The 14,406-nt window shown below is 35.0% G+C and carries 14 protein-coding genes; 4 read left to right on the top strand and 10 right to left on the bottom strand.

Going from position 1 to position 14,406, the window contains the following annotated elements:
- Positions 1–17: 17 nt before the first annotated feature.
- Both H602_RS0117335 and H602_RS0117330 read left to right on the top strand, forming a co-directional pair.
- A complete protein-coding gene (locus tag H602_RS0117335; RefSeq protein ID WP_026979156.1) occupies positions 18–917 on the top strand; it encodes a NifU family protein in 900 nt (299 codons plus the stop codon).
- Between the two features lie 208 nt (positions 918–1,125).
- Positions 1,126–2,157 (top strand): NAD-dependent epimerase/dehydratase family protein, encoded by a 1,032-nt coding sequence (locus tag H602_RS0117330; RefSeq protein ID WP_026979155.1) that lies wholly within the window; start codon positions 1,126–1,128, stop codon positions 2,155–2,157.
- Here H602_RS0117330 and H602_RS0117325 read toward each other — a convergent pair.
- The 3 genes from H602_RS0117325 to H602_RS0117315 are packed head-to-tail and all read right to left on the bottom strand — an operon-like array spanning position 2,154 to position 4,707.
- Complete coding sequence (locus H602_RS0117325) at positions 2,154–2,621, bottom strand: DUF4296 domain-containing protein (protein ID WP_026979154.1); 468 nt, start codon at positions 2,619–2,621, stop codon at positions 2,154–2,156. The genes H602_RS0117330 and H602_RS0117325 overlap by 4 nt on opposite strands.
- 12 nt (positions 2,622–2,633) lie before the next feature.
- Positions 2,634–3,974, bottom strand: a complete 1,341-nt coding sequence (locus tag H602_RS0117320) for a dihydroorotase (protein WP_026979153.1) — start codon at positions 3,972–3,974, stop codon at positions 2,634–2,636.
- 7 nt (positions 3,975–3,981) lie between these two features.
- On the bottom strand, positions 3,982–4,707 hold the full coding sequence (locus tag H602_RS0117315) for a polyprenol monophosphomannose synthase (RefSeq protein ID WP_026979152.1): 726 nt from the start codon (positions 4,705–4,707) through the stop codon (positions 3,982–3,984).
- Positions 4,708–4,857: 150 nt separating this feature from the next.
- Here H602_RS0117315 and H602_RS0117310 point away from each other — a divergent pair, with 150 nt between their 5' ends.
- Positions 4,858–5,526, top strand: a complete 669-nt coding sequence (locus H602_RS0117310) for a DUF4271 domain-containing protein (RefSeq protein ID WP_026979151.1) — start codon at positions 4,858–4,860, stop codon at positions 5,524–5,526.
- Positions 5,527–5,546: 20 nt separating this feature from the next.
- The gene (locus H602_RS0117305; protein WP_026979150.1) at positions 5,547–6,299 is read left to right on the top strand and encodes a uroporphyrinogen-III synthase; all 753 of its coding nucleotides are present in this window, start codon (positions 5,547–5,549) and stop codon (positions 6,297–6,299) included.
- A gap of 75 nt (positions 6,300–6,374) precedes the next feature.
- On the opposite strand, the gene H602_RS0117300 is transcribed toward H602_RS0117305, so the two are convergent.
- The 7 genes from H602_RS0117300 to H602_RS19515 all read right to left on the bottom strand — a co-directional run bounded on the left by H602_RS0117300 (position 6,375) and on the right by H602_RS19515 (position 14,402).
- On the bottom strand, positions 6,375–6,704 hold the full coding sequence (locus H602_RS0117300) for a 2Fe-2S iron-sulfur cluster-binding family protein (RefSeq protein ID WP_026979149.1): 330 nt from the start codon (positions 6,702–6,704) through the stop codon (positions 6,375–6,377).
- A gap of 1 nt (position 6,705) precedes the next feature.
- The gene (locus H602_RS0117295; protein WP_026979148.1) at positions 6,706–7,758 is read right to left on the bottom strand and encodes an NAD(P)/FAD-dependent oxidoreductase; all 1,053 of its coding nucleotides are present in this window, start codon (positions 7,756–7,758) and stop codon (positions 6,706–6,708) included.
- Positions 7,759–7,910: 152 nt separating this feature from the next.
- The gene (locus H602_RS0117290) at positions 7,911–8,150 is read right to left on the bottom strand and encodes a NifU family protein (RefSeq protein WP_026979147.1); all 240 of its coding nucleotides are present in this window, start codon (positions 8,148–8,150) and stop codon (positions 7,911–7,913) included.
- 159 nt (positions 8,151–8,309) lie between these two features.
- Positions 8,310–9,440 carry an Mrp/NBP35 family ATP-binding protein gene (locus H602_RS0117285; protein WP_026979146.1) on the bottom strand — a complete coding sequence of 377 codons (1,131 nt, stop codon included), beginning with the start codon at positions 9,438–9,440 and terminating at the stop codon, positions 8,310–8,312.
- 133 nt (positions 9,441–9,573) lie between these two features.
- On the bottom strand, positions 9,574–10,866 hold the full coding sequence (locus H602_RS0117280) for a TolC family protein (RefSeq protein ID WP_026979145.1): 1,293 nt from the start codon (positions 10,864–10,866) through the stop codon (positions 9,574–9,576).
- 103 nt (positions 10,867–10,969) lie between these two features.
- Complete coding sequence (locus tag H602_RS0117275) at positions 10,970–13,423, bottom strand: ABC transporter permease (protein WP_026979144.1); 2,454 nt, start codon at positions 13,421–13,423, stop codon at positions 10,970–10,972.
- 184 nt (positions 13,424–13,607) lie between these two features.
- The gene (locus H602_RS19515; RefSeq protein WP_051224635.1) at positions 13,608–14,402 is read right to left on the bottom strand and encodes a GIN domain-containing protein; all 795 of its coding nucleotides are present in this window, start codon (positions 14,400–14,402) and stop codon (positions 13,608–13,610) included.
- Positions 14,403–14,406 lie beyond the last annotated feature (4 nt).

Below are 14,406 nucleotides of genomic sequence, written 5' to 3'. Positions count from 1 at the left end.
CAAAAAATACAAATATCATGATAAATGTTATAATAAGAGAAACGCAGAATCCTGTTATCTTAAAATTTGAATTCCCGGATTTTATCGCCAATCATGTAAGCTACGAGTTTAAAAACATTGATGACGCAACTGCTTCTCCGTTGGCCCAGAAATTATTTCACCTCCCTTTTGTCAAAGCAGTATATATTTCAGGAAATTTTATTGCTATTGAACGTTACAACATAGTGGAGTGGGATGATGTTAAAGATGCTGTTGCAGAACAAATCAATGATTTTGTGAATACTGGCGGCATCGTATTGAACGCTCCTGAACAAGCTTCTCAAAAAATGCCCGCTACAGTTTATGGTGAAACGACGCCAAATCCAAGCGTTTTAAAATTTGTAGTAAGCAGAGGATTGACTAAAACAGCTTTAGAATTCAAAAATATCGACGATACAGCGGCATCACCATTAGCCAAAGAATTGTTCAAATTTCCTTTTGTAAAAGAAATTTTCATTGATGAAAATTATGTGTCGGTAACGAAATATGATGTGAGTGAATGGTCTGAAATCCAATTGGAACTCCGCACTTTCATTAAAGAATTTATTGAAAACGGTGGAACGGCTGTAGACGAAAGCAAAATTGTTAGCCATCCAAAAGTGGAGAAACAAAAACTGGATGATTTTGATAATTTGGATACTACCTCTCAAAAAATCATTAATATTTTAGAAGAATATGTAAAACCAGCCGTAGCGGCAGATGGTGGAAACATTCTATTTGATTCGTACGATCCTATCGAAAAACGCGTAAAAGTAGTGCTTCAAGGCGCTTGTAATGGCTGTCCATCCTCCACATTTACATTAAAAAGCGGTATTGAAAACATGTTAAAAGACATGTTGAAAGACGAAGAAATCAAAGTGGAAGCCATTAACGGTTAAGCTCACAAAATTAGATTACACTAAAGCACTCAGTTCAACGGGTGCTTTTTTTTATGAGGTAAAACGGAAGTGTTTTTGTTTAAAGTGCAATTTTCATTTAAGATGCTGTGATGATAAGCAGTGGTATTTCAATTTAAAATTGAACGTAATAAAACTTTCGCACCTGCTTCTTATTCAATAATCTGATTAAGTACGTATCTTTGTTACTATGATTTTAGTTACAGGAGCTACAGGATTATTGGGTGCACATTTGGCATTGCATCTTACAGAAAGCGGTTTATCAATTAAGGCACTTTACAGAGAAAAAAGTGCAATTGAAAAGACGAAAGCGCTTTTTAAAATGTATGGTAAAGAGGCATTATTTGCAAAAATAATTTGGACTCTTGGTGACATTACGGATATTCCAGCTTTAGAAATAGCATTTGAAAACATTGATTATGTTTATCATTGCGCAGCAAAAATTTCTTTTGACCCACGCGACGAAGAGTTATTACGAAAAACCAATATCGAAGGAACAGCAAATATTGTCAACTTTTGCTTAGCAAAAAACATCAAGAAAATCTGCTTTGTAAGTTCCATCGCAGCTTTAGGCGATTTGCCCGAACACAATTACAAAGAACGCAATACAGACAGCCGAAAAATCATTAACGAAGAGACCGACTGGAATCCAGAAAAGCCACACAGTGATTATGCTATTTCTAAGTATGGTGCAGAAATGGAACTTTGGCGCGGACAACAAGAAGGCCTAGAAATTCTTATTGTAAATCCAGGTGTTATTCTTGGCCCTGTTCCTAAAAGTTGGAATAGGAACGAAGGTAGCTATAATCTGATTTCAAAAGTAGCAAAGGGTTTACACTATTATGCTTTGGGAACTACAGGATTTGTTGGCGTTTCAGATGTAGTAAAATGTATGATGCAACTTATGAACAGCAACGCTCATGGAGATCGATACATAGTCGTTTCTGAAAATCTTTCGTATCAAACCATTACCACTCTAATTGCACAGCAACTAAAAGTGGCACCTCCAAGAAAAGAAGTTACACGATGGATGACAAAAATTGCTTGGCGTTGGGATTGGATTGCCGCAAATGTATTTTTTCAAAAGAGGCAATTTACAAAAGCAATTGCCAAGTCAGTTCATACAAAGGATGTTTATTCTAGTGATAAAATCCAAAAAGAACTCAACTTTCATTTTACACCGATGGAACAAGTTATTGAGCAAATTGCCAAAAAATATTAATTTTTAATACTGTCTTTTTTTACAAAGAGTGCTTTCTTTGCAGTTCGCTTATTCTTTAAAGTATTCCTGATCTCCGGAAGCGCAGCCGAATCTTTTGTGGCCAAATCTTGCTTACCTTCCTTTACTAGCAAAGAATCCGCTGCTGCTTTATTGACTTGCAGCTTTTGAGTAACTCTTTTGTAAATATTTTCATACACGTCAATGTCCGTTGCGTAATACCGATCGCTTCTCGAAAATTGTAGACTGTCTACTTTATGTTTATGAAGAATGTATTTTGAAGGTGTTATATTATTCTCCTTCAAAGATGGCGCACCACTGGATTTCATAGCATTAATTACATATAAATCATATAGAATAGCCACCATTTGGTCTTCATCAAGTACATCTTTTGGTTTTTCAACTGGATTTGAATTGCAACTTGCAAGCATTATTCCACAGAAAAAAAACAGCAGCAATTTTCTCATAACAACATTTGTTTAGCGGTTAAAAGTCAAGCGTTCTCCCACGTGAATGTCCTTTACTTTAGCATTTGAATACACTAAATGTCCATTGACAAACGTATGTGTTACACGCGATTTAAAAGTAGTGCCTTCAAAAGGCGACCACCCACATTTATACATTATATTATCTTTGTTAACCGTCCAAGGTAATCCTGGATTTACAATTGCTAAATCGGCATAAAAACCTTCTTTAATAAATCCTCTTTTTTCAATCTTGAACAATTTTGCAGGATTATGCGCCATTTTTTCAATGATCTTTTCAATGGAAATTTTTCCTCTGTGGTAGGATTCAAACATGGCCAGCAAAGCATGCTGTACTAGTGGTCCGCCAGAAGGTGCTTTTGCATACTTCTGCTTTTTTTCTTCTAAGGTATGTGGTGCGTGATCGGTAGCTATTACGTCAATTCTGTCGTCCAATAAAGCTGCCCAAAGTGCATCTCGGTCTTCTTCAGTTTTAACTGCTGGATTCCATTTAATTAAATTTCCTTTTGCCGCATAGTCCTTATCCGAAAACCAAAGGTGGTGTACACAAACCTCAGCGGTGATTTTCTTGTCTTCCAACGGAATTTTATTGGTAAACAAATCCAATTCTTTTGCTGTGGAAATATGAAATACGTGTAAACGCGCTCCCGTCTTTTTAGCCAACTCAACCGCTTTGGACGAAGAAATATAACACGCTTCGGCACTTCTTATCTTCGGGTGTGCTGAAACAGGAATATCTTCACCAAATTCTTCTGTAAATTGAGCCAAATTCGCTTTTATCGTAGCTTCGTCCTCACAATGCACGGCAATTAGCATTTTTGTACTTGTAAATATTTTCTCTAAAACCTCTTCATTGTCCACCAACATATTTCCAGTAGATGAACCTAAAAACAATTTAATTCCGGCTACATTTTTAGGATTGGTTTTCATAATTTCCTCCAAATTATCATTTGTTCCACCCATCATGAAAGAATAGTTGGTAAAGGATTTTTCAGAAGCAATTCTGTATTTATCTTCTAATAATTCTTGCGTAACGGCATTGGGAACGGTATTGGGTTGCTCAATAAAACTCGTAATTCCACCAGCTACAGCGGCACGAGATTCGGTAAAAATAGTTCCCTTGTGTGTCAAACCTGGTTCTCTAAAATGCACCTGATCATCAATTATTCCCGGAATCAGATAATTTCCTTCTGCATCAATAATTTTAGTAGACGATGATTTAGCACTGATTTGAGAAGCAATTTCCACAATCATTTGTCCTTCAATCAATACATCTCCTTCAAAAATAACTCCTTCATTTACAATCTTCGCATTGCGGATTAACGTTGTGCTCATAATAACTCTATAGTCGATTAAACATTTTTTTTATTCTTAAGGCAATTACGCCAAAAATAGCTTCTTTGATAATGGCGCCACTCATTTTAGACTGACCTCGAGCGCGGTCTGTAAAAATTATTGGAACTTCATAAAGTTCAAATTTTTTGGCATACGAACGGTATTTCATTTCAATTTGAAACGCATAACCTACAAATTTTATGCGGTCTAAATTGATTTTTTCCAACACTTCTCGGCGGTAACACATAAATCCGGCGGTAGCATCGTGTATTTCCATACCAGTAATTAATCGCACATACACTGAGGCAAAGTAAGATAACAACACACGGCTTAACGGCCAGTTCACTACATTAACACCTGTTACGTATCTTGAACCAATGGCCACGTCCTTCATTCCCAAATGACATGCATCATACAATTTTTCTAAATCCTGGGGATTGTGAGAAAAATCAGCGTCCATTTCAAAAACATAATCATAGTCGCGCGCCAAAGCCCATCTAAAACCGTGAACGTAAGCCGTTCCTAAACCGGACTTCTTAGTTCTATTTTCAATATGAAGGCGTTCCGGAAACTCAAGTTGCAACTGAACCACTTTTTTTGCGGTTCCGTCAGGCGAATTATCGTCTACAACAAGAATATGAAAAGGCTTGTGCAAAGACAAAACCGCTCTGATGATGCCTTCAATGTTCTCTATTTCATTGTATGTAGGAATGATAACGATTCCGTGATTCATAAGTTTCTAAATTTCGTCAACAAAAATAAACTATTTCAAGCGGATGCCTACCAATAAAACAGTATTAATTAACATTTAAAGCCATCAAATCATTCAAAAACCACATTCTAAATGATACTGAAGCATTAAAAAATTCACTAATTTTGCGCCATGATAAGCGAACTATTAGGAGAAGAACGGATTATACAAAGTAAAGATTGGGCTACCCTCCTATTTGTACTATCATTTGCCGTAATTGCAATTACCAAATCTGCTTTTGAAAACCGATTTGCCGATTACTCAAAACTAATCGTCTCTGACAAGTATAATAAAATCTACAAAGACAGCTCACAATTGATGAGTTGGTTCAATATTGCACTGATGTTTGTGCTATTTGTTTCCATGAGTTTTTTCATTCAATTGATATTAGACTACATGGGATTGGCTTCTAAATACGATTGGGTTTTATTTATACAATTAATTACTATTTGCAGCGTCTTTATATTAGGTAAATTTTTAGTTGAAAAAATCGTAGCCGTTGCTTTTGACTTTGAAGAATTGATTGAGCAGTATAATTTACAGAAAGTTAACTACAGAACTTACATTTCTTTATGCTTGTTACCGATTAACATGTTGCTCTATTATACGAATAACCTATCAATAATGGTAATTTATGTGTTAATTTCCTTTGTTTTAATAGCAAATATTTTGAGTTATCTAAATTCTTTAAAAATTTATCAAAAATTCATAATTGGAAAGTTGTTTTATTTTATTTTGTATCTTTGCACTCTCGAAATAGCACCTTACTATTTCGTTTATTACTGGTTTACAAAAAAATAGCGGAAAAGAAAAAAGCAAACATGAAAGTGAAAACAATTTTGGTGTCACAACCCGAACCTAAAGTAGAAAATTCACCATACTTCGAGCTGCAGCAAAAGCATAAAGTAAAAGTAGATTTTCGCCCATTTATCCATGTGGAAGGCGTCAGTGCAAAAGACGTTCGACTTCAAAAAATTGATTTCAAAAATTACACTGCAATCATATTAACAAGTAAGAATTCAGTGGATCATTTTTTCAGGGTAGCTGAAGAAATGCGTTACAAGATTCCAGAAGATTTAAAATATTTCTGCCAATCAGAAGCAGTTGCTTTTTATTTGCAAAAATACGTTGTCTATAGAAAGCGTAAAATTTATGTAGGACAAAAAGACTTTGCTGATTTATCTTCCTTGATAAAAAAGTACAAAGATGAAAAGTTCCTACTTCCAGCTTCTGATCAATTGAATGCTGATGCACCACAAACTTTAGACAACCTTAAAGTTAATTGGACTGCAGCAACATTATATAAAACGGTAATGAGTGATTTGTCAGATTTGGCAGATGTTTATTACGATATTTTGGTGTTCTTTAGTCCAACAGGAATCAAGTCATTATTTAAAAACTTTCCAGATTTCAAACAGAACAACACTAGAATTGCAGTCTTTGGAAGCACCACTCAAAAAGAAGCTTTAGATAGCGGCTTGGTCGTAGATATTATGGCTCCAACGCCTGAAGCGCCATCAATGACAATGGCTATTGAAAAATACATTACAAAAGTAAATAAGGAAGCTAAATAGTTTCAAAAAAAGCAGCACAAAAAAGGCGAAAACAATATTGTTTTCGCCTTTTCTATTTATATAATAATCCCAGTTTTATTCAGGAGCCAATTCTAATTTCAATCCTTCTAAATCTTCAGTTATATGCAATTGACAACCCAGTCGACTGTTCTCTTTTACATTAAATGCTTCTGACAACATCGCTTCTTCATCGTCACTTTTTTCGGGCAAAGCCACGTCATTAAGCACGTAACATTGACAAGAAGCACACATGGCCATTCCGCCACAAATACCAATCGTTCCTTCTGGAGCAAGTTCATAAGCACGAACCAATTCCATGATATTCATGTTCATATCCGTTGGCGCTTCTACTTCATGCGAAACACCTTCGCGGTCAATTATGGTTATTTTAACGTCTTGTGCCATATTAATTAATTGCTTTTACAACCGCTTTCTCGGCTTCTTTTCTTGTTCCATCAAATCCATCAATTCCAGAAACCGTCGTATATTTCAACACATATTTCTTTCCTGGATTCATACGTTGATAAACACTCTGACACATTAAAGTTGCTTCATGAAAACCACACAAAATCAATTTCAATTTTCCCGGATAGGTATTTACATCACCAATGGCGTAAATTCCTGGTATATTCGTTTGATAATCTAATGAATTATCTACTTTGATTGCGTTTTTTTCAATTTCTAAACCCCAATTTGCAATAGGTCCTAATTTTGGCGTAAGCCCAAAAAGCGGAATTAAATAATCGGTTTCAATTGTTCTTTGAGCGCCATTTTCGTCCAAAACTATTCCTTCTAAATGTTCTGTTCCTTTTAATCCCACTACTTCGGCAGGAGTAATTAATCGGATTTTCCCAAGGTCTTTTAATTCTTGCACTTTTTCAACTGAATCTAAAGCACCGCGAAACTCATTTCTTCGGTGTACCAAAGTTACTTCTGAAGCAACATTTGATAAAAAGATACTCCAATCTAATGCAGAATCGCCCCCTCCAGCAATCACCACGCGTTTGTTTCTAAATTTTTCTGGGTCTTTGATAAAATACTCTATTCCTTTATCTTCATAGAAATTTAGATTTTCAAGAAGTGGTTTTCGAGGTTCAAAACTTCCCAATCCACCTGCAATTGCAACAGAATTCGCGTGAATCTGAGTCCCTTTATCAGAAGTTACAATAAAGGTTCCGTCTTCTTGTTTATCAATGGTTTCCGCACGTTCTCCAAGTGTAAAACCTGGTTGAAATTGCTTGATTTGTTCCATCAAATTATCTACCAAATCTCCTGCTAAAACTTCAGGAAATCCGGGGATGTCAAAAATGGGTTTCTTTGGATATAATTCGGTTAACTGCCCACCTGGTTGAGGAAGTGCGTCCAAAATGTGGCATTTTAATTTAAGTAATCCGGCTTCAAAAACAGTAAAAAGTCCTGTTGGACCGGCACCTATTATAAGAATATCTGTTTGTATCATTTTTTGAATAATTATCGAGCGTATTTTAATTGTCTGCAAAATTCGTAAATTAAGCACGCTTGTAATATGATATTTGTCAGTTGTATTTAGCAACTTGTTCTTACTTTAAAAACAAGTTACTACTACAGTTTTAATTTATGAATTATTGAAACTTAAGCGATGTTTACTACCGTTTCTATTTGCGGAGCGTATTTTTTGATAGTCGTTTCTACACCTGCTTTCAATGTCATTTGATTGACACTGCAAGAAGTACAAGCTCCTTCCAATCGAACCGTAACGTGCTTGTCGTCTTCAATTCCAACAAGCGAAATATCACCACCATCCGAATTCAAAAACGGACGAATTTCGTCTAACGCTTTCAAAATATTCTGAGTTAATTCTTCTGTATTCATTTTTATTTGTTCTAGGTTGTACGTTCTAGGTTCTAGGTTACAAGCTGGGAATTAGAATATGGCAGTTAGGACTTTCATTGAATATTTCAATCCCTTTGTCTCTAAATCCTTCTATCTTCCTGTCTTGATACTTAATACTCACATCTTAATACTTAAAAACTACTTCTTAACAGCAGAACAACCCGCCATTGTTGTAATTTTAATTGCTTCAGTTGCTGGAAGTGCTTCGTTACGATTCACTGTTTCTTGCACTACATTTCTAGTAATTTCTTCAAAAACTTTCTCCACTACTGAACCCGATTGCAAAGCTCCTGGACGTCCGTAGTCTCCCGCTTCACGAATGGATTGCACCAAAGGAACTTCTCCTAAAAATGGTACATTCAAATCCTCTGCTAAGTTTTTAGCACCTTCTTTTCCGAAGATGTAATATTTATTATCAGGCAATTCTTCTGGTGTAAAATAAGCCATATTTTCAATAATTCCTAAAACCGGAACATTGATAGAATCCGACATAAACATCGAAACTCCTTTTTTGGCATCAGCCAAAGCTACAGCTTGTGGCGTAGAAACTACAACCGCACCCGTAATTGGCAATGATTGCATGATTGAAAGGTGAATATCACCCGTTCCTGGAGGTAAATCAATTAAAAGGAAATCTAAATCACCCCAATCTGCATCAAAAATCATTTGGTTTAATGCTTTTGAAGCCATCGGTCCTCTCCAAATTACGGCTTGACTTGGTGCTGTAAAAAATCCAATCGAAAGAATTTTTACTTCATAACTTTCAATCGGTTTCATTTTTGATTTTCCATCTACCATCACCGAAATCGGTTTAGCAGTTTCTACATCAAACATAATTGGCATCGATGGACCGTAAATATCAGCATCTAAAACTCCAACAGAGAATCCCATTTTTGCTAAAGTTACCGCTAAGTTTGCTGTAACAGTCGATTTTCCAACGCCTCCTTTTCCAGAAGCAACGGCAATAATATTTTTAATACCAGGAATCGCTTTTCCTTTTATTTCGTTCGCTTTTTCAGGAGCTTCCACTTTAATATTTACTTTGACTTTCGCGTCTGGTGAAAATTTCTCGTGTATTAATTTACGAATATCATCTTCCGCACGTTTTTTTATGTGCATCGCCGGTGTTGTAAGTACCAAATCAATTACGGCTTCTTCGCCAAAAGTTACTACGTTTTTAACCGCGCCACTTTCTACAATATTTTTACCTTCTCCAGCAACTGAAATTGTTTCGAGCGCTTTAAGTATTTCTTTTCTATCTAATTTCATTATATTTAGATTGCGCAACTAATATAAAAACGTTGCATTTATTTAAACTGAATTTTGATTGCAAAGATAGTCTGAAATACTTGAAAGTCAAATGCCGTACGTCGAAAGTTTTAGATACTTCGATAACTGAAATTTATAAGGCGTTCGAACGAATTAAATTGATTTTATGAACCGTATATTGGCTCTGCAACTTGTTTTTCAACAGGTCAAATTCCGAAGTTAATAAGTTGTTTTTAGCAATTGAAAAAGAAAATACATCCACACTTCCGGAGGTGAATTTTGCTTGAGTCGTTTTAAAAGATGCTTGTGCAAATACTACAACTTCAGCTAATTTCCCTTGAACAAGAAAGTAATTTTCTTTGTTTTTATTTTCAATTTCAAGCTGTTGATTCAACTGTAAATTTTCTTGCTCTACCTTTAATTTAGATTTCTCGGTTTCAATTTTTGCAGAAACAATTGCTTTATTATTTTTGAATCCGTTAAATACAGGAACAGCAAGTTGCAAACCCACTTGCTGGTTTTTATTATTCCCCATTTGGTTACTGAAATTTTCCACAAATCCATCCATATCACTCAAAGGTTTGTAGTAAAATGAAGACAATTGATAGAATGTAGAAAGCGTAGGCAACTTCCTAGATTGCTGAAAACGCACTTCTTTTCGAGCACTTTCATACGCCAATTGAGCACCTTTAATTTTTGGATTTGAAATTTCCGCGGAAGAACTTTCTACATTTAAAAGTTGATTTTCCAACTGAATATTTCCCAAAACAACACCTTCCACATTTAGCAATTGAAATAATTGTAATTTTTGAATATCAAATAATTGCTGTGTTTCCATCAACTGTTTTTCTTCTTGAGCAAAAGCAAATTGTATGTCGTATAAATCACTTTTAGGTTTACTGGCAATTTCTATTTCCTTACCAATTCGAGTTAAATTAAATTCCGTGTTTACCAATTGTTGTCTTTGAATTTCAGCTAATTCTTGCGTAAAAAGAGCTTGGTAAAAACTTTCTAAAATCTGAAGTTTGTATTCATTTTCAGCAATTTCTTGTTCAGCTTTCGCCAATGCAATACCAATTTTCGATTTCTGTGCAGTTGCAATCGCTCCAAAATCTAATAGATTCATCTGTGCATTCATGTAAAAATTATCGTACTGAATGTTAGAACTCACTCGAGCATTCGTCCCTGGGTCAATCGTAGAACCAAAATTATAGCTTTGACTTCCAAACAAACTCACCGTTGGCAACAATTCATTCAGCATCGAAACCCTTGATTTTTGGGTTCTTTTTACTTCCAATTTTTGAATTTTTACTGCAATATTGTTTTCTAATCCGGCATCAATACAGTTTTGCAACGACCAAATAGTGCTTTGGCCGTTAGCAAACTGAACTGCTATAACTAACAGCAAACTAAATAGAATTTTCATCTTTGATATTTTATTGAAACACAGATTTAAGAAATTAGAGTGATTTTAAAAATTATTCCAATTGCTCCAATCTGCGTTCCTTTTTTATTAAACTGACATTGCATTATTCATATTTCAAATACTTCAAAACATCGACTTTCGTAGCTTGATAAGCTCGAGTAAGCACTACAACTAAAGTCAATAGTAGCAATACAAAGAATCCAATTATGAAAGGCAAAATTGAAATTTCAATTCTAGAAGCAAAGTTTTCCAACCATTGATTCAGTAAATAATAGGCTGGAAACACCGCTATTAAAAAGCCAATGACGCAAAAGACTACATACTGTTTTGAAAGCGAAATCAGCAAAACATTCGTTTCAGCACCAAGCGTTTTTCGGATGGCAATTTCTTTCATTCTCCTTTGAATCGAATAACTCGCCAAGGCAAACAAGCCAAATAGAGCAATCAAAATCACAATAAAATTCAATAAGGAAAATAGATTCTTTTGGTTCACATACATTTGATACGTTCGTGCATATTTTTTATCTACAAAATCATACGAAAATGGGTAATCTGAATCGCTGTTTTCTTGCCAAAACTGCTCAATTCCAGCAATAGTTTGTTCCATGTTTTCCCCATCAACTTTTACATATATTTTATTCATATTATAGGACAACCATCCAATTGTTTTGAGGTGAAAAAATGCCATGGGAGGCACTTTAGATTGTGGACTGTATAAATTAAAGTCACTTACAACACCAATGATAGTCAACTTTTTGTCGTTCCAATTTACCTCTTTCCCAATCGGGTTTTTCTCATTCATCATTCGCATCGCCGTCTCATTTACCATCATCGAACTTATAGTATCTGAAGCAAATTTCGAAGAGAAACTTCGACCTTGTACTATTTTGATTTGCATCATCTCCAACATTCCTAAATCTACAGCCATATTTTGAGCTTGAATGTCCACGCCGTTATAGGTAAACTGAGACGATGAATTACTGTTATTTCCAAAATCAAATGTTCCTGAATTGACACCTTGAACACCTTTTACTTTCGAAACTTCTTGCTTGATTAATTCATATTTTTGATAAATTGCTTTAACACCGTCGAATGATTCAATAACATCATTTTTAGCTTTAATTACCTCATTATTCATTTCAATTGACAAAACTTGACTACCCTTAAAACCAACTTCTTTGTTCGCTAGAAAATTGACTTGCTCATAAACGATGTAGGAACCAATGATAAAAAATGAAGCAATGGCAAACTGCAAAATTAGCATTCCGTTGCGAAGCCAAATACCACTTTTACTTCTTGAAAAATTCCCCTTCAACACCTTTAAAGTTTCAAAATTGGAAACGTAAAGTGCTGGAAAAAAGCCTGCTAAAATCACCGTAATTATAAATATTAAACTCAATGCAGCATAAAACTGACTACCAAACATTACCAGATTTTTATCCAAAAACTCATTGTAATACGGCAAAGAAAGTTCGACGATAACCAAAGAAAGTATTATGGAAAACAAAACTGTGAGCACCGTTTCAAATAGAAATTGTTTAATAATATTGCTTTTAGAAGCACCTAATATTTTTCTAACACCAACTTCCTTTGCTCTTTTGATGGCATTGGCTGTAGCCAAATTAATGTAATTTACAATGGACAAAATCAATATTAAAACGGACAAGACAACCATTATTAGCAGAAATTGAAAATCCCCTTTTCCTTCAGGATACCCATCAATTTTTGAATGCAGTCTTGCACTAGTCAGCGGTTCTAAAATTATTTTAATTCCGGATTCCTTAATGGTTTTTTCTATTTCAGCACTCGATTTTCCTTCCTTTTCACCCCAAGTCCGTTCGCGATTGTCGTAATAAATGTTCTGTATTTTACTCGCTATTTTGTCAATATTGCTTGGGTTTTTAACTTTGAGATAAAGCGAATAATTAAAATTACCCCACTCGTTTTTATTATCTCTCATCTGCCCATCCATCCTATTAATGACTATTTCCGGTGCCAAACTGGAATTCACATTTAATTCATAAACTCCTCGAACCGTCACAGCTTTATTATCCAGAATTATGGATTTGCCAACGGGATTTATTGTGCCAAAAATACGTTGAGAAACTACATCCGAAATCACAATATTTTCTTCGTCATTCAATCCGTTTTTTGGACTTCCATATTTAAATTTTAAAGGAAAAAAATCGAAAAAATTAGGTTGAACTGACAGCAATTTGTCTACAATTTCCTTTTTATCTTCAAATTTTACCACTGCAGGTTCGTACCAATTGTCAGTATAGAAATATGCTTCTACTTCTGAGAAATTACTTTTTAGATACGGTTCAATTCCTGCTACTGAATGAGGCCAAACCGTTCCACCTCCCAAATTGGTTTGCACTTGATATACTTTTTCCTTTTCAGAATTCCATTCATCATAACTATGCTCCTCATTCCAATACAAAATCGCGAAAATCAATCCCGCAATCCCAATACTCAACCCCAAAACATTCAAAAACGTAAAGAGTTTGTTGTTTTTAATATGATAGATAAATAAGTTCGTCCAATTCTTTAACATGATGATTCGATTTTTTGATTACTTCGTCCGTTCGAGCAAAGCTCTCGGGTGATGATTGATTTTAGACATTGAAATAGAAATCAGTAGTACAAAACACAACTTTATCTTGTCATGCCGAACTCGTTTCGGCATCTCATTTCAACATTTTTAGATGCTGAAATAAATTCAGCATGACAAAATTTGATTATCTTTTATTCACAGACCCCGACGACCTAGCTTCTTTTGTAATACTTTCAGGATTTCCATAAACCACAACATCTGCACTTGAGGACGCTTTTGCCTCTGCTGATTTTGTAGCATAAACCGAAACATCCGCTGATGAACTTGCCAAAACAACCGCGTTTTCAGCCAATAATTTTTTCAAATCACACGAAGAAGAACTACTTGCTTTTACTTTAATAACTTTAGTTTTTCCCGATAAAGTTACATCACTCGAGCTACTCGATTCAATTTCCACCGCATCGGCAGTAACCATCGCTGACACATCCCCACTTGACGAAGCATCAATAAATAAATCCGAACATTCAAAGGTTCCAGCAACGCTTCCTGAAGAACTCACCACCAGTTCCAGTCTAGAAGTCTTATTCGTATTCATAAATTTCAAATCCGCCGAAGAACTCACTTTCACCGCTTCTAAATTTGGACCTGAAACCGTAATTTTCAATACCTCAAACCGTACACCGTTGATAAAACTAATGTTGTTGCCTTTCTTTTTTCCCTTACTTTTTTTTGACTTATACCCTTTTGTGTCAATAGAAAGCACCAATGTCCCACCTTCAACTTCTGTTTTTATGAGCTGCAACTTTTCAGCATCATCCGTTTCTACTTTCACACTTATTTTATCTGAAACAGTGTAAACAACATCAATAGAACTCGATACTTTTAGCTTTGAAAAGTCAGCAACAGTTCTGTTTTCGCTCACTTGAGCGGTTAATAATCCCGTAAATAATACAGTTACAAAAAGAATAAATTTGTTCATAAGA

This window comes from Flavobacterium tegetincola DSM 22377, from assembly GCF_000425485.1.
GTDB lineage: Bacteria > Bacteroidota > Bacteroidia > Flavobacteriales > Flavobacteriaceae > Flavobacterium > Flavobacterium tegetincola.
The sequence above is the reverse complement of the archived record's forward strand: the minus strand, read 5'-3'. Positions and strand labels throughout refer to the sequence as shown.

Excerpts from the sequence above, each read along its gene's own strand:
- H602_RS0117335 (WP_026979156.1), top strand. The coding sequence starts at position 18 with ATGATAAATGTTATAATAAGAGAAACGCAGAATCCTGTTATCTTAAAA.
- H602_RS0117330 (WP_026979155.1), top strand. The coding sequence starts at position 1,126 with ATGATTTTAGTTACAGGAGCTACAGGATTATTGGGTGCACATTTGGCA.
- H602_RS0117325 (WP_026979154.1), bottom strand. The coding sequence starts at position 2,621 with ATGAGAAAATTGCTGCTGTTTTTTTTCTGTGGAATAATGCTTGCAAGT.
- H602_RS0117320 (WP_026979153.1), bottom strand. The coding sequence starts at position 3,974 with ATGAGCACAACGTTAATCCGCAATGCGAAGATTGTAAATGAAGGAGTT.
- H602_RS0117315 (WP_026979152.1), bottom strand. The coding sequence starts at position 4,707 with ATGAATCACGGAATCGTTATCATTCCTACATACAATGAAATAGAGAAC.
- H602_RS0117310 (WP_026979151.1), top strand. The coding sequence starts at position 4,858 with ATGATAAGCGAACTATTAGGAGAAGAACGGATTATACAAAGTAAAGAT.
- H602_RS0117305 (WP_026979150.1), top strand. The coding sequence starts at position 5,547 with ATGAAAGTGAAAACAATTTTGGTGTCACAACCCGAACCTAAAGTAGAA.
- H602_RS0117300 (WP_026979149.1), bottom strand. The coding sequence starts at position 6,704 with ATGGCACAAGACGTTAAAATAACCATAATTGACCGCGAAGGTGTTTCG.
- H602_RS0117295 (WP_026979148.1), bottom strand. The coding sequence starts at position 7,758 with ATGATACAAACAGATATTCTTATAATAGGTGCCGGTCCAACAGGACTT.
- H602_RS0117290 (WP_026979147.1), bottom strand. The coding sequence starts at position 8,150 with ATGAATACAGAAGAATTAACTCAGAATATTTTGAAAGCGTTAGACGAA.
- H602_RS0117285 (WP_026979146.1), bottom strand. The coding sequence starts at position 9,440 with ATGAAATTAGATAGAAAAGAAATACTTAAAGCGCTCGAAACAATTTCA.
- H602_RS0117280 (WP_026979145.1), bottom strand. The coding sequence starts at position 10,866 with ATGAAAATTCTATTTAGTTTGCTGTTAGTTATAGCAGTTCAGTTTGCT.
- H602_RS0117275 (WP_026979144.1), bottom strand. The coding sequence starts at position 13,423 with ATGTTAAAGAATTGGACGAACTTATTTATCTATCATATTAAAAACAAC.
- H602_RS19515 (WP_051224635.1), bottom strand. The coding sequence starts at position 14,402 with ATGAACAAATTTATTCTTTTTGTAACTGTATTATTTACGGGATTATTA.